Consider the following 19,386-nt stretch of genomic DNA (forward strand, 5'->3'; position numbering starts at 1 on the left):
TGAACGGAGAGGGGATTCGGAATGCACGAACAGATGCGGGATATGCTGGCGGCGCTTCACGAGACGGAAGGCGTCGGGTGGGAGACGATCCGCACGATCATGGCGAAAGACGGATTAAAGGGGGCGAAGCTTCGCAGACCGGCCGACTGGAGGGAGCTAGGGTTGTCGGTTAGGCGAGCCGAGGCGGTGACCGCCAGTCTCGAGGACCGGCGAATGGAGCAGCGGCGCGCCAGGTGGGCCAAAAGCGGGATATCCGTCGTTACGGAAATGGACCTTGATTATCCGGAAATGCTGCGCCATATTTACAGACCGCCTTGGGTGCTCTATTATATTGGTCGACTGGAATTGCTTGCCAGGCCGCAGATCGCCGTCGTGGGCACGCGCAATGCGACGATCTATGGCAAGCGGGCTGCCGAGGATTTGTCGGCTGCATTCAGCCATGCGGGACTCACGGTGACGAGCGGAATGGCCAAAGGTATAGACGCGGCAGCGCATGCGGGAGCTTTGCGCGGTGACGGCGGCACGGTCGCCGTACTCGGTTCTCCGGCGGACGTGATCTACCCGCCGGAGAACCGGATGCTCTACCGGCGCATAGCGGAGGAAGGCTTAATCGTCTCGATCACGCCGCCGGACGTGCCGATTCATCCTGGAATGTTCCCGATGCGCAATCGGATCATTGCGGGCTTGTCGCTCGGCGTCGTGGTCGTGGAGGCTGCTTCGCGGAGCGGAGCGCTTCTTACGGCGGACGAAGCGATCAGGGAGAACCGCGACGTTTTTGCAGTGCCGGGGCCGATCAGTTCTCCCCGCAGCCGCGGCACGCTGGAGCTGCTGCGGGACGGCGTTGCCGCCCAGGTGTTGGATGCGGAGGATGTCATTAAGCAGTATCGCCGTTATTTGGGCGGCGTACGAATTCCGGAGATGCCTTCTTACGGCGATCCCGAATTGACCGAGCAGGAGGCGAAAATATACCGTTTGCTCGCGGACGGACCGGCTTCGGCAGAGGAACTGTGCCATCGCAGCGGGCTGACGTTTGGACTTTTACACGCGGTTCTGATATCTTTACAAATAAAGCAACGAATTCACCAGCAGCCCGGTTCCGTATATATAGCCCTGTGAGCGAGGCCCGTCGACCCCGATCTTCCTTCGGACGGCGATCCGCGTCAAGGGCCCGTTGACCGTAGGAGAGGAGGTTTTGACGTGGCGGATTCCCTCGTAATCGTAGAATCCCCGGCTAAGGCCAAGACGATCGGCAAGTATTTAGGCAGCAAATATATCGTCAAGGCATCCATGGGGCATATCCGCGATTTGCCGAAGAGTCAGATCGGCGTAGAAGTGGATAACGATTTTCAACCGAAATATATTACGATCAGAGGCAAAGGAAGCGTCTTGAAAGAGTTGAAGGATGCCAGCAAGCGCGTGAAGCGCGTCTATCTCGCGGCCGACCCCGATCGCGAAGGCGAAGCGATCGCTTGGCATCTGGCGCATTACCTGGAATTGAACGAAAAAGACGCATGCCGCGTCGTATTTAATGAGATCACGAAGCAGGCCGTCAAGGACGCGTTCAAGACGCCCCGACCGATCAATATGGATCTCGTTAACGCACAGCAGGCCAGGCGAGTGCTGGACCGGCTCGTCGGTTACAAGATCAGCCCGTTATTGTGGAAAAAAGTGAAGAAGGGCTTGAGCGCCGGACGTGTTCAATCCGTGGCCGTCAAGCTCATCATGGACCGGGAAAACGAGATCAAGGTATTCGAGCCGGTCGAATATTGGAGCATCACCGCGCACCTTAAGCAAGGCGCTGCGGCCTTCGAAGCGAAGTTCCATTCGCTGGCGGGCGACAAGAGCGACCTTCATACCGAATCCGACGTCGCTAGAGTGCTCGAGAAGATCGGAGACCGTCCGTTCACCGTCGGAGAGATTAAGGAAAAGGAGCGGCAGCGCAACCCATCGCCGCCGTTTATAACAAGCTCGCTGCAGCAAGAGGCAGCGCGCAAGCTGAATTTCCGCGCATCCAAGACGATGCAGGTCGCCCAGCAGTTGTACGAAGGCGTCGATATCGGATCGGAAGGTACGGTCGGTCTGATCACGTACATGCGTACGGATTCGACGCGGATCTCGCCCATCGCCCAAGAAGAAGCCAAAGGCTTCATCGAGGAAAAATACGGCGCAAGCTATTATCCGGAGACGCCGCGCGTCTACTTGAAAAAAAATGCCAACGCTCAGGACGCGCATGAAGCGATCCGGCCGACGTCCGTGCTTCGGACGCCGGAAGAGGTCAAGCAATACCTTTCGCGCGACCAGCTGCGGCTGTATAAGCTCGTATGGGAGCGCTTCGTCGCCAGTCAGATGGCATCCGCAGTACTCGATACGATGACGGTCGATCTCATCAACGGCGAAGCCACATTCCGCGCGGCCGGCTCCAAGCTGAAGTTCGCCGGATTCATGAAGGTATACGTCGAAGGCAGCGACGACGACACCGCGGATGAAGAGCGCCTGTTGCCGGCATTGACGACAGGGGACCAGGTTCAGACCGAGTCCGTCGATCCGAAGCAGCACTTCACGCAGCCGCCCCCGCGGTATACCGAAGCACGGCTTGTGAAGGCGCTCGAGGAACTGGGCATCGGACGTCCGAGTACTTACGCACCGACGCTCGAGACGATCCAGAAGCGCAATTATGTCGCGATCGAAGAGAAAAAGTTTTTCCCGACGGAGCTCGGCGAACTCGTCATCCAACTCATGGAGGAGTTCTTCCCCGAGATTCTGGACGCAGAGTTCACGGCGCACATGGAAGGCGACTTGGACCATGTCGAGGACGGCAAGGAAGATTGGGTAGACGTCATCGGCGAGTTCTACAAGTCGTTCGAGAAGCGGCTTGAAGTGGCCGAGGAAGAAATGAAAGAAATCGAAATCAAGGACGAACCTTCCGACGAAGTCTGCGAGAAATGCGGCAGCCAGATGGTTTACAAAATGGGGCGGTTCGGCAAATTCCTCGCATGCTCGGGGTTTCCTGAATGCCGCAACACGAAGCCGATCGTCAAAGCGACCGGCGTCACTTGCCCGAAATGCAAAACCGGGCAGGTCGTCGAGAGGCGAAGCAAAAAGGGACGCATGTTCTACGGCTGCGACCAGTACCCGGAATGCGACTTCGTCTCGTGGGACAAACCGGTGCCCAAGCCGTGTCCGGAGTGCGGCGGCATGATGGTCGAGAAGCGCGTTCGCGGACAGACGGAGTGGCATTGCACCGCATGCACGCATCAGGAAGAAGCGGCGGAGCTCGAAGAAGCATACGACTGACAAAGACGGCTCTCGAGATCGCAAGCATGCCTTGCCGGTCGAGAGAGCCGAATTGCATTTTCGCATCGCAGGAGGTCAATGAACGTGAATACATATCCAGCCGTGACGGTCGTCGGGGCGGGGCTTGCCGGCAGCGAAGCGGCCTGGCAGATCGCTTCCCAAGGGGTGCCTGTCACGCTCTACGAGATGAGGCCCGTCCGCAAGACGCCTGCCCATCACACGGACCGCTTCGCGGAGCTCGTATGCAGCAACAGTTTAAGAGCCAACGGGCTGACCAACGCGGTCGGCGTTCTCAAAGAGGAAATGCGCATACTGCAATCTCTAATCCTATCTGCGGCGGACCGGCACGCCGTCCCTGCGGGCGGGGCGCTCGCCGTCGATCGAGAGGGATTCTCCGGCGAAGTAACGAGCCGCTTGCGCGAGCATCCGCTCGTCACCGTCGTCAACGAAGAGCTGCCGGAAATTCCCCAGGACGGCATCGTCGTGATCGCTACAGGACCGCTGACGTCGCCGGGATTGTCGGCTCAGATCAAAGACTTATTCGGAGAAGAATATTTTTACTTCTACGACGCGGCGGCGCCGATCGTCGAGAAGGACTCGATCGATATGGATAAAGTGTTCCTGGCCTCTCGGTACGACAAGGGTGAAGCGGCGTATTTGAACTGCCCGATGACGGAGGAGCAGTTCGACGCCTTTTACGAGGCGCTTACGACCGCGGAAACGGCGGAGATCAAAGACTTCGAGAAGGAAATGTACTTCGAAGGCTGCATGCCGATCGAAGTGATGGCCGGGCGCGGCAAGCAAACGGTGCTGTTCGGACCGATGAAGCCCGTTGGCCTTGTAGACCCGCGGACGGGCAAGCTGCCGCATGCGGTCATCCAGCTGCGGCAGGACAACGCGGCGGGTACGCTCTACAATTTGGTCGGCTTTCAGACCCATCTCAAGTGGGGCGAGCAGAAGCGCGTATTTTCCCTCATTCCCGGACTTGAGAATGCGGAGTTCGTGCGTTACGGGGTAATGCACCGCAATACGTTTATCAATTCTCCCAAGCTGCTGCGGCCAACCTATCAATACCGCGAACGGGAGACGCTTTTCTTTGCCGGACAAATGACGGGCGTCGAAGGGTATGTCGAGTCCGCCGCTTCGGGTCTCGTCGCGGGACTGAATGCAGGCAGGCTCGCGCGCGGACTCGAGCCCGTGACTCTGCCTGCGCACACGACGCTCGGCGGCATGGCGCATTACATTACGACGGCGGACTTCCGCCATTTTCAGCCGATGAACGCGAACTTCGGTCTGTTCCCGCCGCTCGGCAAGAAAGTAAAGAGCAAGAAAGAAAAGAACGAGGCGATCGCGGAGCGCGCGCTTGAAGCGGTCCGGGCGTTCGCTGAGGAATGGCAGGTTGTCGGCTCATAGACAGCCGGGGAAGTCGGCGGCAGCTTATTTTCAGCTAGCCGCTTCTTTGCCGCCCATTGCGTCGGCAGATCGGGGACTCATCAGTGAGCAAGGCGGACCGCTCAGGTTCGCGGATGAAGCATCGAAGGAGGAATAAGCATGAACGCTACGTTCCACGCTACGACCATATGCGCCGTCCGGCACAACGGCAAAGGCGCCATCGCGGGAGACGGCCAGGTTACGTTCGGCAACAGCATGGTGATGAAGGCATCGGCCAAAAAGGTGCGCCGGCTGTACCGGGGGCAGGTGCTGGCCGGCTTCGCTGGATCGGTCGCGGACGCGATCACCCTGTTTGAGAAATTCGAAGGCAAACTGGAGGAGCATCACGGCAACCTGCAGCGGGCGGCCGTGGAGCTGGCAAAAGACTGGCGCTCGGATCGCGTGCTGCGCCGTCTCGAGGCGATGCTGCTCGTCGTCGACGCGACCGGCATGCTGCTGCTGTCGGGCAACGGCGAGGTCATCGAGCCCGACGACGGCATCCTGGCGATCGGATCGGGCGGCAGCTTCGCCCTGTCGGCCGCCCGCGCGCTGAAGCGTCACGCTCCGCAGCTGTCGGCCGCGGAGATCGCGCGCAATTCGCTCCAGATCGCATCCGAGATCTGCGTATTCACCAATGACAACCTCGTCGTGGAAGAGATTTGAGCCGGATTCAAGGAGGGATAACGATGAACGATCAACTCACCCCGCGGCAGATCGTGGCCGAGCTGGACAAATATATCGTCGGACAGAAGCCCGCGAAGCGATCGGTCGCAGTCGCGCTTCGCAACCGATACCGGAGGAGCAGGCTGCCCGACGCGATTCGCGACGAAGTCGTGCCCAAGAACATCCTGATGATCGGACCGACGGGCGTAGGCAAGACGGAGATCGCTCGCAGGCTGGCAAAGCTCGTGCACGCGCCGTTCATCAAGCTCGAAGCGACGAAGTTCACCGAGGTCGGGTACGTGGGCCGCGATGTCGAGTCGATGATCCGGGACCTTGTGGAAACCTCGATCCGCATGGTGAAGGAAGAGCGCACGGAGACGGTGAAAGACAAGGCTGTCCGGGCTGCCAACGAGCGGCTCGCATCGCTGCTCGCGCCTTCCCCCGCCAAGGGCAAGCCGACGCGCAATCCGCTCGAAATGCTGTTCGGCGGCAACGCGAACGCGCAGCAGGAAGAACCCGAACCCGTGGACCCGGAGCTCACGAACAGGCGCGCCGACATTTTGTCGAAGATCGAGAGCGGCAAGCTGGAGTCCGAGATCGTAGAAGTCGAGGTGGAGGATCAGACGCCTTCGATGATGGATATGTTCTCCGTGCCGGGTCAGGAGCAGATGGGACAGAACATGCAGGAGATGTTAAGCCAGTTCATGCCCAAAAAACGCAAAAAGCGCAAGCTGTCCGTCCGCGATGCCCGCAAGGTGCTCGTGCAGGAGGAAGCCGGCAAACTGATCGACATGGACGAAGTCGTGTCCGAATCGGTACGCCGCGCGGAGCAGTCCGGCATCATCTTCCTCGACGAGATCGACAAGATCGCGAGCAACGGCCGCGGCCAAGGCCCCGACGTGTCCCGGGAGGGCGTGCAGCGCGACATCCTGCCTATCGTAGAAGGCTCGACGGTCGTAACCAAGTACGGTCCCGTTAAAACCGATTATATCCTCTTCATCGCCGCGGGCGCCTTCCACGTCTCCAAGCCGTCCGACCTGATCCCGGAGCTCCAGGGGCGCTTCCCGATCCGCGTCGAGCTCAGCAGCTTGACGGACGAAGACTTCGTGCGCATCCTGACCGAGCCCGAGAATGCGCTGACCAAGCAATACGCCGCGCTGCTGCGTACAGAAGGCATCGAAGTGGAATTCACGGCCGAAGCGATCGCGGAGCTCGCGAACATGGCGCAAGAAGTGAACCGCAATACCGAGAATATCGGCGCGCGGCGCCTTCATACGCTGCTCGAGAAGCTGCTGGAAGATCTGTCGTTCGAAGCGCCCGAATTGCAGCTCGAGCGACTGGAGATTACGCCGGAGTATGTGCGCGAGAAGCTCGGCACGATTGCCAGCAACCGCGATTTAAGTCAATATATATTGTAGATACGTTGCATAGGTCAGGCAGGAGGAAGCAGTCATGACGCTGTTGGAAAAGACCCGCACGCTGAACGCGCTGCTGCAAAAGGCGGCAGGCAAATCGCTGAGTTTCCGCGAGATGGCGGACGGCTTGCGGGAGACGCTTACGGGCGGCGTGTTCGTCGTCAGCAGGCGCGGCAAAATCTTGGGGGCCGCATTACCCTCCCATTTTCAGGAATGGATGCTAAGACCGGAGGGACTGGACGAATTCCGATTCCCGACGGAAACGAACGGGCGCTTGCTCCGAATCGACGAGACCGCGGTGGATATCGACGCGAGCGCGCTGCTTGCGCCGGTCGATGCCGCATTCGCAGGCACCCGGGTGACGGTCGTTCCAATTATTGGAGGCGGCGATCGATTAGGGACTATAGTCCTTGCTAGAGAAGCCGGGGAGTTTGGAGACGATCACTTGATTCTCGCTGAGTACGGATCGACAATAATTGGCATGGAGATCCTGCGGGAGCGGGCGGAAGAAGCCGAACTCGAGGCGCGCAGCAAGACCGTCGTCGCGATCGCCGTCAGCTCGCTATCGTTCAGCGAGTTAGAAGCGGTCGACCATATTTTTGAGGAATTAGAAGGCAAAGAGGGGCTTCTCGTCGCTTCCAAAGTCGCCGATCGGGCGGGGATCACTCGCTCCGTAATCGTCAACGCGCTTAGGAAGCTGGAGAGCGCCGGCGTTATCGAAACGCGGTCGCTCGGCATGAAGGGGACTTACATTCGCATTATGAATCCGAAGCTGCTGCCTGAATTAGCGGCAAGAAAAACCTGATATTCCCAAAAGAAATATATTTTAGTCCTAATCTTCATTCTGAAGATTAGGGCTTTTTTCTTATTGTCATATTAGGCCTGCTAATAGATGATATCCTTAGAAATTTTTAATCTCCTATATATCGACTTATTTCCACTTGTTGTGAATAGTTTGTCGAAAAAAAGAGGAATTTCGAATCGAGGATCGAAGTTATTATATTAAAGAGACTTAATAAATTTCTCATAAAGGGGGTATGGACATGGATATGCTGAGCGGCGCCAGCTTTCAGCGGCTCGAGGGCGCGCTGCACGCGGCTTCGATGAGGCAAAGCGTCCTGCAAAATAATGTCGCTAATGTCGATACGCCTAATTTTAAGAGGTCGGACGTCCAGTTCGAGCAATTGCTCAGACAGGCGATGAACGGCGGCGGGCAGTCCGCCATCATCGGCAAAAGAACGGATACGCGGCATATCGCGATCGGCGCCTCGGGCCCCATTCCGGACGCGCAGGTACTCTCGGACAAGTCGACGGTATTCAACAACAGCGGGAACAACGTAGATATCGACAGCGAAATGACCAAGCTTGCGGAAAATCAGCTGCGGTATTCCTTATATATCCAACAGCTCAATCATGATGTGAAAATGATGCGCGTAGGCATGGGTAAATAATGAGACGGATCTTTTCCATTTTTAATCACCCAAACAAGGAGGGGCATTAATGATTCTAGGAAGCTTCGATATTAGCGCTTCCGCTCTAACCGCCCAGCGTTTGCGAATGGACGTCATCTCGTCCAACATCGCGAACGCGGAGACGACCCGCGCATCCTTCGTAGACGGCAGATTCGTCCCTTACCGCCGGAAAATGGTCGAAGTCGCGCCAGTAGACACCACTTTCAAAAATATGTTGAACGATAAAATCGACGCCTCGGGCGCCCAGGGCGTAAAAGTCACGTCCATTAAAGACGACCAGACCCCATTCAAACAAGTATATAACCCTACGCATCCCGATGCGGACGCAAACGGTATGGTGAGCATGCCGAACGTGGACGTATTGAAGGAAATGGTCGACATGATCTCGGCCACGCGCTCCTATGAAGCCAGCGTCACCGCTCTTAACGCCAGCAAATCGATGTTCTCCAAAACGTTGGAAATCGGACGGGCCACTTAATATTATGTATGTAACGCAGTATCCATAATTCCTATTACCCATGCGAGGATGGATTGAAACATGATTATCAATAATCTTTTGGGCGCCTCCGGGATATCGTCCGCATCCTTGTCCCCTTTGCAAAATGCACCAGCGCAGACGACGCCTTCGGAGGCGACGGCGAGCTTTGCGGATTTTCTGAAGAAAGCCGTCGAAAGCGTCGCTGCCCAAGAGCAAAATTCGCATGCCGTCACGGACCAGTTTCTGGTCGGCAACGCAGACGTCAGCGATGTCATGATCGCTTCCACCAAAGCCGAGCTCAGTCTTGAGATGACCGCGCAAGTTCGCAACAAAGTGGTCGAGGCTTATCAGGAAGTCATGCGGATGCAGATGTAATTCGGAGTGAACTTGCATCCACAGTCCGCAGATGAGGTGAAATTGTGAACGAAAGATGGGCCCGCTTGAGAGAGAAGCTGACCGGCTTCTGGAATCAATATAGCAAAAAGCAAAAATGGATCTTAGCTTCGTCCGCGGCATTTCTATTAATCTTCATCATTTTTATTTCTTACTTGCTGACGCGCACCGAATACGAGCTTGCTTTTCAGGAGCTGGACAGCGGCGACGCAGCCGCCATCATGGAATATCTGAACGGCAGCGGCATTCCCTACAAGCTCGGCGATGGCGGTACGAGCATCTCCGTGCCGAGCGCTTCCGCAGACAAGGTCAGAGTCGACGTCGGCTCGCAGGGGCTTATGCAGAACGGAAGCATCGGGTTCGAGGAACTGAGCCAATCCTCCTCGACGATCGGCACGACGGACCAGGAATTCAAGGTCAAGTACCGCAATGCGTTGAACGGGGAAGTACAGCAGCTGCTGCAAGGCATGCAGGGCGTCAAAAAAGCGAAGGTGCTGATCAATCTTCCCGAGGAATCGGTATTTCTGAACGACTCGGACAGAGAGCTGGCGACGGCTTCCGTACAAATCACGTTCAAGCCGGGTTATCGGCCTAAGCAAGAAGAGATCGACAGTTACTACAAGCTGGTCAAGACCTCGGTCCCGAATCTTGAATACGACGGCATTACAATCACGAGCACGACAGGGGATCTTGCCCCGTCGGCCAAGCTGGGCGGCACGGGCGCCGTAGGCGGATCTGCGCTTGACGAGCAATTCGCGATTCAGAAGCAATACGAGGGCAGCGTGAAGACGAACATCCAGCAAATTCTGGCCAAGACGGTCGGAATGGACAACTTCGTCGTCAGCGTCGTGTCTACGCTTAACTTCGATCAGAGATCAACGCAATTGGATCTCGTAAAGCCGCTCGAAAACAATGACAATAGAGGCTTGGTTATCAGCGAGCAAACCGAGAGCGAGTCGACGACGGGCGGCACGGGCACGGCAGGCGGGGTAGCCGGTACGGGCTCGACGGACGTGCCAAACTATCCGTCCGGCGGCACGAGCGGCAATGCGAGCTCGGAGAGTTCGAGTACGACGACGAATTATGAAGCGAATCGGGAAAAAACGAATATCGCGTACGCGCCTTATCAAGTTAAAGATCTCGCGATCAGCGTAGCGGTCGACTCGACGGTCATGACGCCTGAGAAGCAAACGCAGCTCGAGCAAATGCTGCGGAACAACGTAAGGATTCTCCTGGCGGATTCGGGACAGACGCTTACGGACGCGGATCTGACGAATCGCGTTTCGGTCGTGTCCCAGGAATTCTCCGACGAATCGGCTGGAAGCGAAGGCGTATCGGCTTCGTCCCTGTGGTTGGCCGGAATCGGCGTGGCCGCACTGGCGCTGCTCGGCGGCGCGGGATACATGGTCTACCGTCGACGCAAGAACGCGAGGGAAGCCGAGGCTGCGGCCGCGCAAGAGCTGCTGGAAGCGCCGCGCTCGGAGCTGCCGACGATCGACATCGAGAGCGTCACGAACGAGAGCCAGGTGCGCAAGCAGCTCGAAGGGCTCGCCAAGCGCAAGCCGGACGAATTCGTCAATCTCTTGCGCACGTGGCTGGTGGATGAATAGAGGTGGCATACATGGCTAAAGGAACTCAAATGCAGCTAAGCGGCCGGCAGAAAGCGGCGATCCTGCTCATCACGCTGGGACCGGAAGTGTCCGCTCAAGTGTTCAAACATCTGCGCGAAGAAGAGATCGAGCAGCTAACGCTTGAGATTGCCAACGTACGCAAGGTCGATCATAACGAAAAAGAATCGATACTGAGCGAGTTTCATCAAATCTGCGTAGCGCAGGAGTATCTGACGCAGGGCGGCATTACGTACGCCAAGGAAATTCTGGAGAAGGCGCTCGGATCGCAAAAAGCGAACGACATCTTGAACCGGTTGACCGCAACGCTCCAGGTAAGGCCGTTCGACTTCGCCCGCAAGGCGGAGCCGACGCAGATTTTGAACTTTATCCAGAACGAAAACTCGCAAACGATCGCGCTCGTGCTCTCCTACCTGCAGCCGGAGCAATCCTCGGCGGTGCTGTCCTCGCTGCCGACGGAGAAACAAGCCGACGTGGCGAGAAGAATCGCGCTCATGGACAGCACCTCCCCGGACGTCATCGCGCAGGTGGAACGGGTACTCGAGCAAAAGCTGTCTTCCACGGTGACGCAGGACTATACGAACGCGGGCGGTATCGAAGCGATCGTGCAGATCCTGAACGGCGTAGACCGGGGCACGGAGCGGACCATTCTCGATTCGCTCGAGATTCAGGATCCGGAGCTTGCCGAAGAGATCAAAAAGCGCATGTTCGTATTCGAGGACATCGTCAATCTCGACAATCGTTCGATCCAGCGGATCATTCGCGACGTCGAGAGCGCGGATCTGCAGCTCGCCCTCAAAGTGGCCAGCGAGGAAGTGCGCGACGCGATCTTCCGCAACATGTCCAAGCGGATGGCGGAGACGTTCCGGGAGGAAATGGAGTACATGGGGCCGGTCCGGCTGCGCGACGTCGAAGAGGCGCAGACGCGCATCGTAGCGACGATCCGCAGACTGGAGGAGTCCGGCGAGATCATCATCGCTCGCGGCGGAGGAGACGATATTATTGTCTAATCTGATCAAGTCCTCGCACGTCATATCCGTAGACGAGCTCAAGCGCCTGGAGCAAATTCGCTTTGTCGCGCAGCAATCCAAGATCGGCGGCGAAGACGCGAACGGAAGCGGCGAGCCCGATGCCGAGACGCTTGAGTTAAAGGACCGGATACTGGCCGATGCCGAGGAGACGGCGCGTCATATCCTCCAGGATGCGGCTGAGCAAGCCAGGCAGGTCCAAGCGGATGCCGAGTCGGATGCGGCCGCGTGGTGGGACGCCCGAAGGGCGGAGGATGCCGCGTTCATCGAAGAAGAGAAGCGCAGGGGGTACGAGGAAGGGTTCGCGAGCGGGACCGAGCAGGCGGAGCACCAGGCCCAGGCTAGGCTGGAGCAGATGCTGGCGGAAGCCGAGCGGATCGTAACGCAAGCCTACGAAGCCAAAGCGCGGATTATTGCGGAAGCCGAAAGATTCGTCGTCGAACTGAGCTGCAGCATCGCCGGCAAAATCGTGCGCGGTACGCTAGAAGGCGCGTCCGAAATGGCGATCGATATGATGAAGCAGGCGCTTGCCAGACGCAAAGAGCGGGGAACCATCACGCTGTGCGTCGCGCCGGAGCAGTTCGAATTCGTGGAGGCCGCGAAGGACGAGCTCGCGCTCGCCGTCGACTCGCAGGCGGAGCTGCAGATCGTCCCGGACCCGACCGTCCGCGGCGGCGGCTGCGTCATCCGGTCCGCTTATGGCAGCATCGACGCGCGCGTCGATACGCAGCTGGAGTCGATAAGGGACGAGCTGCTGCAGATCGCGGCGCATACCGAGAGCGAAGGGATGGATGCGGGTGGGGCTTGACCTCGGGAAGTACACCGAAGCGTTAAAGCATATCGATCCCGTCCGCGTCAACGGCAAGGTGGCGCAGATCATCGGCCTCACCGTGGAGTCCGAAGGACCGGACGCGGCGATCGGCGAAGTATGCCTGATCTATCCGGTCAGGGGCGGCTCGCCGATCCAAGCGGAGGTCGTGGGCTTCCGGGACAACCGTGTTCTTCTGATGCCGCTTGGCGAGCTGCAGGCGATCGGCCCGGGTTGCGACGTCGTCTCTACGGGGCGGCCGCTCACCGTGCAGGTCGGCTCGGAGCTGCTGGGTCAGGTGCTCGACGGACTCGGACAGCCGCTCGACGGCGGCAGACTGCCGGTGCGTATGCCCCGTTATTCGACGCAGAGCATACCGAGCAATCCGCTCAAGCGTCCGCGCGTCACGGATCCGCTGGGGACGGGCGTCCGCTGTATCGACGGCCTGCTGACCGTCGGTCAAGGACAACGGATGGGTATTTTCGCCGGCTCGGGCGTCGGCAAGAGCACGCTGCTCGGCATGATCGCGCGGAATACGTCGGCGGACGTTAATGTCATCGCCCTCATCGGAGAACGGGGCCGAGAGGTGCTGGAGTTCATCGAGCGGGATCTCGGGCCGGAAGGGCTCGAGAGATCCGTCGTGATCGTGGCGACGTCCGACCAGCCGGCCCTGATCCGGATCAAAGGCGCGCTCATCGCTACGTCGATCGCGGAGTATTTCCGGGATCGCGGCATGAACGTCATGCTCATGATGGATTCGGTCACGCGATACGCGATGGCGCTTCGGGAAGTCGGTCTCGCCATCGGGGAACCGCCCGCCACGCGCGGATATACGCCTTCGGTGTTCGCGGCGCTGCCGAAGCTGCTGGAACGGGCGGGCACCGGGCCCACGGGATCGATAACCGCGTTCTACACCGTCCTCGTCGACGGTGACGATATGAACGAGCCGATCGCGGACGCGGTTCGCGGCATTCTGGACGGGCATATCGTGCTGAGCAGACATTTGGCCCACAAAGGGCATTTTCCCGCGATCGATGTGCTCGCGAGCATCAGCCGCGTCATGAAGGACATCGTCGCAGGCGAGCAGCAGGATGCCGCAGAGCAGCTCAAGCGGCTGCTGTCCGTCTACCGGGACTCCGAGGACCTGATCAACATCGGCGCTTACCAACGGGGGACGAATCCCCAGATCGACAAGGCGATTCAGTCCATCGATATCATCAACGAATACTGCAGGCAGCGCACGACGGAAAAAGTGACGCTTCAGCAGGCGCAGGAACGGTTGGTCATTGACTTCTACAAGAGATGAGGCTGATTCTGCTTGCGATTCCGATATCCATTGCAGAAGATCGTAGATCTTAAAGGAAGCGAAAAGTCGATGGCGGAATGGGAATACGCCGCATCGCTCGGACGGCTTCGCAGCGAGGAAGAACAGCTCGATCAGCTGAGCCAGGAGAGAGGCGAGTACGAACGCGAGCTGGCGGAGCGCGCGGTCAAGCCGACTGCGCTGGCCGAGCTCCACTTGCTTCAGGACTATATCTCTTTTTTGGACGACAGGATCAGACAACAAAGACAAGGCGTGCGCGCGGCCGAAGAGCATGTCCAGCAGCGTCAGGTTTTTCTCACCGACAAGATGGTGGACGAGAAGGTATGGCAGAACGCACGCTCCAAATCGCTGCAAAAGTACCGTCAGGAGACGCTCATCCGCGAGCAGAACGAACTGGATGAAATCGCGCTGCGGAGATCGTCCGCCAGAAGGTAACTGAGTCAGCTTGGTGAATGGAGGGGAAGGCCGTGGCGGATGCCAGCGCGGAAAAAAACGGCTATTCCGGATTTGAACGATTCCTGTTTTTTATAACGCCGGTCGTATTCACGGCGATCCTGCTGATCGCCCTGATGATCATATTCAATCCCGCTTGGCGCGAAAAGGCGCAGACGATCGGAAATCAGATCCCGCTGATCGATTCTCTCGTGCCGGACGTGAAGTCCACCGTGGATCCGGCGCAGCAGGCCGAGGTCGCATCGGTTAGCGAAGCGAGAGGGAAGCTTGCCGAGCTTCAGTCCTTGCTGGCCCAGCGGGACGCGGCGCTGAAGGCGGCGGACGCGAAGAGCGTGACGCAGCAGAATACGATCGCGGAGCTGCAGGAGAAGATCGCCGCGCTCGATAAGCAGGCGAGCGATCATGAGATCAATCAGGAAGCCTATCAGGCTAAGATTCGTTCTCTGGCTGATATGTACGGCAAGATGACGCCCGGCAAGGCGGCTCCGATCATGGAGAGCCTGACTGCCGAGGAAGCCGCGCTCGTGATGGGCGCGATGAACGACACTTCGAGAGGCAGGATCCTCGAGAAGATGACGCCGGCCGTGGCGGCGGAAATTACGATGCGGCTGAAGGATTCGGACGGCGTGACCAACCAGCAGATCGCGGCGCTGCAGGCAAGGATCAAGGAACTCGAGCGTCAAACGAAAACCGCTTCGAGCTCGCTCGACAGCACGGCGCTGGCCAGCACCTTTTCTTCGATGGACGCAGCCAGCGCGGCGGATCTGCTGCTGCAGATGGCGTCGACGGAACAGACGAAAACGCTGCGCATCCTGAGCGCGATGGATAACGATGCCAGATCCGGCGTCCTCGCCGCCATGTCTCAGAAGGACGGGGAAAAGGCGGCGAAGCTGGTAAGCAAGCTCGTACCGGCGAACCCTTAAGTTCTGTCAACCTGTAACACCACACTTGGAAAGGAGGTGAAAAAGATGAACATTCAATCGACGAACGCAGCTTCCGGGACGAACGGGGGCGGCGCAGCAGCTGCAAAAGCATCCGCCGCAAGCGGAATTTTCCAAGGCGTGCTGGTGCAAAAGATCGATGCCGCCGGCCAAACCGAAGGAACGGGATTTGCCGCTGCTAACCCGATGGCCGGATTGCTGGGCTTGCTGACCGCCGCGATAGGCGTCTCGCCCGATGAATCCCAGACAGAAGGGGAGACGGGAAGCGGCGAGCAGCTAGCGCAGCTGCTGGACGGCCTGGAAGCACAGTTGTCTCAACTGCAGCAGGATACGGAAGTATCGGATTCGCTGATGAATCAGATGGCCGAGCTGCTGGCAAGCTTACAGACGCTGCTTCAGCGGAATATGTTGCAGGCTCCCGCTTCTGAAGAACAGACGAATGCCAATCAACTTCAAGGCGAGATTCCTAACGGAGTGGCGACGACTGGTCAGTCGCAAGCGCCGGCCGTGTTGCCCGCTTTGCAAGAGGTCGTCAAGGAACTGCGGACGCTGCTGCAAAACGGGAAGTTGTCTACGGCAGAGATCGCCGCAGCGGGTGCGGGCATCAAAAGCTTCGCGCAGGCGGAGGAACAAATACCTGCCGCTAACGCGACAGATCGCAACAAGGCCGTTCGATCTCATCCGATCTTTGCTAACCGAGAAGCTCCTAACGGTACGCATGCCACCGAAGCTGCAGGAACGGCGGAAGTCAAAAAAGCATATCCGGTATTCAAGGAACCGGTCGTTTACTGGAACCTGAACGCCAATGCCGTTTCCGAAGAAGCCTCGCCGGGAGCCGTGTCCGTGTCCGCGGAATCCGTATCCGGCGTGGAAGAACAGCCGTCAAGCCTGAATTGGCAGGCGCTGACCGGAGACGTTGCTTCCAAGTCAGACAGCGGGGCAGGCTTGAAGCCTCAAGCGCCCGTGACCGTGCCTGGACATCAGTTCGCTCAGCAAATGGACAAGTTTCTCGTGAAGCAGTTCACGTTGTCGGGCGGCAACGGTATCTCCGAGGCGAACATCAACTTGCATCCGGAGCATCTGGGCGAAGTGCAGATCCGCCTCACGATGCAGCATGGCGTACTGAATGCGCAGTTTGTCACGCACAACGAGGCCGCCAAGGAAATGCTGGAAAACCAGATGGCCCAGCTTAGGGGGACGTTGCAGAGCCAAGGGATCCAAGTGGATCGCGTAGAAGTGGTTCAGCAGCAGCCGCAGACTTCGGAAAGCTCGGCTTTCCTTTTCCAGGAGCAGCGCAGACAGCAATCGGGAGGCGGGGAGTCCAATCGACCGACCGGCAGCCCCGAGACGCTGGAGGAATTCGAAGAGGAGCTTGAGCGTTCGGCAACTTTGAGGGATGCCGGATTCGGAGGCTCGCTGAACGTAACGGCTTAATCGCGATATGAGGAGGTGACCGGAATTATGGCGGTAGTATCTAAAACGGTATGGTCGAATTACTCGACCTACAATAAGACGGCACCTACGGGCGCGGGCGCAGAGCTGGGCAAGGACCAGTTTATGAAAATCTTGCTCACGCAGCTTCAGAATCAGGATCCGATGCAGCCGATGCAGGACAAGGACTTTATCGCGCAAATGGCGACGTTCAGTTCGCTCGAACAGACGATGAACATGGCGACCGAGCTTCATGGTCTTAGCCAGTCCGCGGCCCTCGCATCGAGTCTCATCGGCAAGCATGTCGAATGGCTCGGAACGACGGCGAGCGGCGCTACGGAGACGAAGTCCGGCGTGGTCGAATCTATCAAGATGAAAAACGGTGACCAATTTGCCGTAATCGGCAAAAACGAAGTGGCGATCGGGGACTTGACGTCCGTGACAACAGCCGCGCAGGAGGGCGAGGCGGAGCCCGGTGAATGATCCGCTCACGGGAATCAACGTCGGATACGCCGGCAGACACGCGACCCCGCTGGCATCTGCAGGGCGTCCGGGCTTGCGCAGCCCTAAGGAAGACCATAGGCTGCAGGACGGCAGCTCGTTCAAAACGCTGCTATCGGCCGAGTCGTTAAAGTTCAGTCAACACGCCGAACAACGTCTTGCGCAGCGAGGCATCAAGCTCGGTCCCGAACAACTCAACGCCATCGCTTCGGCCGTGGATCAGGCATCGGCCAAGGGCGCAAAAGACTCGCTCGTGCTTTATCAGAATATGGCCATGATCGTTAACGTTCCCAGCCGCACCGTCATCACGGCAATGGACGACAAGTCGATGCGTCAACATGTGTTTACGAACATCGACAGCGCCGTCGTCGTCAACTAACAGCCAAGCAGAAAACGGCCGGACCTCCCGAGGAGGCCTAAACCGTGGAATGACTGAAGCGGTTTGTCTGCGAAGGAAAAATGAATGGAGAGTGTATTCATATGTTGCGTTCTATGTATTCCGGGGTATCGGGCATGCGAGGCTTCCAGACCAAGCTGGATGTTATCGGCAACAACATCGCTAACGTCAATACGGTCGGTTTTAAAGCGGGTCGCGTCATGTTCAAGGACATTTTAAGCCAATCGATGTCCGGCGTCACTTCCCCGGTCGAGGGTACGACGGGCGGCGTCAACGCGAAGCAAATCGGTCTTGGCGTCGCCGTCGCTTCGATCGATAACGTGCATACGGCAGGCAGCGCGATGACGACGAACGTACCGACCGACCTGCGGATCGACGGCGACGGATTTTTCGCGGTCAAGCCAAGCGGCGATTCGGATGCGACGTATCTGACGCGCGCAGGCAACTTTACGCTTGACGCCAACCGGCAGCTGGTCAATGCCGAGGGGATGTTCGTCGTTTCCGCGGACGGCGATGCACCGATTACGCTCGACGAGGGCGTTACGGCATTCTCGATCTCGCAGAGCGGCAGCATCGTGTCGATCGACCAGGATGGCGTCCAGACGGATACCGGCATTCAGATCGGCGTAGCTAAGGTCGTCAACCCGAGCGGTTTGGAAAAAATCGGCGGCAACCTGTACCGGATGACGCCGAATGCGAATGCGGAGGGCGAACTCAATCTGGGCACTGCCCAGGACGCGGAGCGCGGCACCGGATCCATCGTAGCCGGTCAGCTGGAAATGTCCAACGTCGACTTGACGAACGAATTTACGGAAATGATCGTCGCGCAGCGCGGATTCCAAGCCAACTCGCGCATCATTACGACTTCGGATTCGATCCTTGAAGAAGTCGTGAACCTGAAGCGTTAATATTAGCTAGTCCATCGAATTGAGGTTCGCACGGCAATTTTAGCGGGAGGGGGAATCCCTCCCCCATCGCGGAGGGATTCCCATGATCGCCGTAACGCGGCTTAACGGAACGCAATTTTATATTAACGCGCTGCTGATCGAATCGGTGGAGCAGACGCCGGATACGCTCGTCACGCTGACTACCGGCAAGAAATACATCGTCGTCGAAAATAGTTCGGATGTGATCCGCTCCATTCGCCATTACCTGCGAAGCATTGGCATCATGGCCGCGCTCACAAGTCCGTCCGATACGCAAACGGAGGGAGCTTCATCATGAAAAAAATGTTGCCTTGGCTTGTATCCCTGCTTCTGGCGATCACGCTCATCGTGATTGCCGGGCTATATTCCTGGACCGCCTTCTTCGGCAAGAAAGACGCCGGCAACACGGAAGCGTCGGTACAGGACAGCGTGAAGCATATAGAGGCCGAAGCGCTCTCCGCGGAAGAACGGAGCAAGGTCACATCCGAGTTGAACGATATAAAAACGAATTTATCCGACACGAATTACATCGTGGTATTCGGATTCACCTTCCAGCTGGATAATGGCAAGGCCAAAGCAGAGTTCGACGAAGTGAAAGAGAGCCTCATCAAACCGATCATCAATCGCGCGCTCTGGAGCACGACGCCCGAAGAAATGCAAGGCACGAAAGGTAAAGACGAGCTTGTGTCCGAATTGCTCAACGAGATTAATCCCGTTCTGACTGAGGGTAGAGTGGTCAAAATCGGCATTACGAACTTCTTGATGCAAGAATTGTGATTCGAGCCGAATTCAGCGGAAAGGGG

21 protein-coding genes are annotated in these 19,386 nt (G+C 58.0%); all 21 read left to right on the forward strand.

Features of this window, described 5'->3' with window-relative positions:
- Positions 1-21 precede the first annotated feature (21 nt).
- The 21 genes from dprA to PQG80_RS02740 all read left to right on the forward strand — a co-directional run bounded on the left by dprA (position 22) and on the right by PQG80_RS02740 (position 19,360).
- Entirely contained in the window at positions 22-1,116 is a 1,095-nt protein-coding gene (dprA, locus tag PQG80_RS02640) for a DNA-processing protein DprA (RefSeq protein ID WP_271749571.1), read from the forward strand.
- Positions 1,117-1,197: 81 nt separating this feature from the next.
- Positions 1,198-3,294 carry a type I DNA topoisomerase gene (gene topA, locus PQG80_RS02645; protein ID WP_271749572.1) on the forward strand — a complete coding sequence of 699 codons (2,097 nt, stop codon included), beginning with the start codon at positions 1,198-1,200 and terminating at the stop codon, positions 3,292-3,294.
- Between the two features lie 84 nt (positions 3,295-3,378).
- Positions 3,379-4,707, forward strand: a complete 1,329-nt coding sequence (gene trmFO, locus PQG80_RS02650) for an FADH(2)-oxidizing methylenetetrahydrofolate--tRNA-(uracil(54)-C(5))-methyltransferase TrmFO (protein WP_271749573.1) — start codon at positions 3,379-3,381, stop codon at positions 4,705-4,707.
- A gap of 138 nt (positions 4,708-4,845) precedes the next feature.
- On the forward strand, positions 4,846-5,388 hold the full coding sequence (hslV, locus tag PQG80_RS02655; protein WP_271749574.1) for an ATP-dependent protease subunit HslV: 543 nt from the start codon (positions 4,846-4,848) through the stop codon (positions 5,386-5,388).
- A gap of 23 nt (positions 5,389-5,411) precedes the next feature.
- A complete protein-coding gene (hslU, locus tag PQG80_RS02660) occupies positions 5,412-6,806 on the forward strand; it encodes an ATP-dependent protease ATPase subunit HslU (RefSeq protein WP_271749575.1) in 1,395 nt (464 codons plus the stop codon).
- A gap of 34 nt (positions 6,807-6,840) precedes the next feature.
- Positions 6,841-7,608 (forward strand): GTP-sensing pleiotropic transcriptional regulator CodY, encoded by a 768-nt coding sequence (gene codY / locus PQG80_RS02665; RefSeq protein WP_271749576.1) that lies wholly within the window; start codon positions 6,841-6,843, stop codon positions 7,606-7,608.
- Between the two features lie 238 nt (positions 7,609-7,846).
- The gene (flgB, locus tag PQG80_RS02670; RefSeq protein ID WP_271749577.1) at positions 7,847-8,254 is read left to right on the forward strand and encodes a flagellar basal body rod protein FlgB; all 408 of its coding nucleotides are present in this window, start codon (positions 7,847-7,849) and stop codon (positions 8,252-8,254) included.
- 49 nt (positions 8,255-8,303) lie between these two features.
- Positions 8,304-8,753, forward strand: a complete 450-nt coding sequence (gene flgC / locus PQG80_RS02675) for a flagellar basal body rod protein FlgC (RefSeq protein WP_271749578.1) — start codon at positions 8,304-8,306, stop codon at positions 8,751-8,753.
- 60 nt (positions 8,754-8,813) lie between these two features.
- Complete coding sequence (gene fliE / locus PQG80_RS02680; protein WP_271749579.1) at positions 8,814-9,128, forward strand: flagellar hook-basal body complex protein FliE; 315 nt, start codon at positions 8,814-8,816, stop codon at positions 9,126-9,128.
- Between the two features lie 44 nt (positions 9,129-9,172).
- A complete protein-coding gene (gene fliF, locus PQG80_RS02685) occupies positions 9,173-10,756 on the forward strand; it encodes a flagellar basal-body MS-ring/collar protein FliF (RefSeq protein ID WP_271749580.1) in 1,584 nt (527 codons plus the stop codon).
- Positions 10,757-10,767: 11 nt separating this feature from the next.
- Positions 10,768-11,784, forward strand: a complete 1,017-nt coding sequence (gene fliG, locus PQG80_RS02690) for a flagellar motor switch protein FliG (RefSeq protein WP_271749581.1) — start codon at positions 10,768-10,770, stop codon at positions 11,782-11,784.
- A complete protein-coding gene (locus PQG80_RS02695; RefSeq protein WP_271749583.1) occupies positions 11,777-12,610 on the forward strand; it encodes a FliH/SctL family protein in 834 nt (277 codons plus the stop codon). The genes fliG and PQG80_RS02695 overlap by 8 nt, the downstream gene beginning before the upstream one ends.
- Positions 12,594-13,916 (forward strand): flagellar protein export ATPase FliI, encoded by a 1,323-nt coding sequence (gene fliI / locus PQG80_RS02700; RefSeq protein ID WP_271749584.1) that lies wholly within the window; start codon positions 12,594-12,596, stop codon positions 13,914-13,916. Before PQG80_RS02695 ends, fliI begins: the two co-directional genes overlap by 17 nt.
- Positions 13,917-13,946: 30 nt before the next feature.
- Positions 13,947-14,369 carry a flagellar export protein FliJ gene (gene fliJ / locus PQG80_RS02705; RefSeq protein WP_271749923.1) on the forward strand — a complete coding sequence of 141 codons (423 nt, stop codon included), beginning with the start codon at positions 13,947-13,949 and terminating at the stop codon, positions 14,367-14,369.
- 32 nt (positions 14,370-14,401) lie between these two features.
- Positions 14,402-15,310, forward strand: a complete 909-nt coding sequence (locus PQG80_RS02710; RefSeq protein WP_271749585.1) for a MotE family protein — start codon at positions 14,402-14,404, stop codon at positions 15,308-15,310.
- Positions 15,311-15,355: 45 nt separating this feature from the next.
- On the forward strand, positions 15,356-16,762 hold the full coding sequence (locus PQG80_RS02715) for a flagellar hook-length control protein FliK (RefSeq protein ID WP_271749586.1): 1,407 nt from the start codon (positions 15,356-15,358) through the stop codon (positions 16,760-16,762).
- A 27-nt stretch (positions 16,763-16,789) separates the two neighbouring features.
- Positions 16,790-17,242, forward strand: a complete 453-nt coding sequence (flgD, locus tag PQG80_RS02720; RefSeq protein WP_271749587.1) for a flagellar hook assembly protein FlgD — start codon at positions 16,790-16,792, stop codon at positions 17,240-17,242.
- The gene (locus tag PQG80_RS02725) at positions 17,235-17,639 is read left to right on the forward strand and encodes a TIGR02530 family flagellar biosynthesis protein (RefSeq protein ID WP_271749588.1); all 405 of its coding nucleotides are present in this window, start codon (positions 17,235-17,237) and stop codon (positions 17,637-17,639) included. Before flgD ends, PQG80_RS02725 begins: the two co-directional genes overlap by 8 nt.
- Positions 17,640-17,740: 101 nt before the next feature.
- Positions 17,741-18,565: a flagellar basal body rod protein FlgG gene (gene flgG / locus PQG80_RS02730; protein WP_271749589.1), complete on the forward strand. Its 825-nt coding sequence runs from the start codon at positions 17,741-17,743 to the stop codon at positions 18,563-18,565.
- 82 nt (positions 18,566-18,647) lie between these two features.
- Complete coding sequence (locus PQG80_RS02735; RefSeq protein WP_271749590.1) at positions 18,648-18,881, forward strand: flagellar FlbD family protein; 234 nt, start codon at positions 18,648-18,650, stop codon at positions 18,879-18,881.
- On the forward strand, positions 18,878-19,360 hold the full coding sequence (locus PQG80_RS02740) for a flagellar basal body-associated FliL family protein (protein WP_271749591.1): 483 nt from the start codon (positions 18,878-18,880) through the stop codon (positions 19,358-19,360). The genes PQG80_RS02735 and PQG80_RS02740 overlap by 4 nt, the downstream gene beginning before the upstream one ends.
- The last annotated feature ends 26 nt before the right edge of the window (positions 19,361-19,386 follow it).

This window comes from Cohnella rhizoplanae, from assembly GCF_948329515.1.
GTDB classification, from domain to species: Bacteria; Bacillota; Bacilli; order Paenibacillales; family Paenibacillaceae; genus Cohnella; species Cohnella rhizoplanae.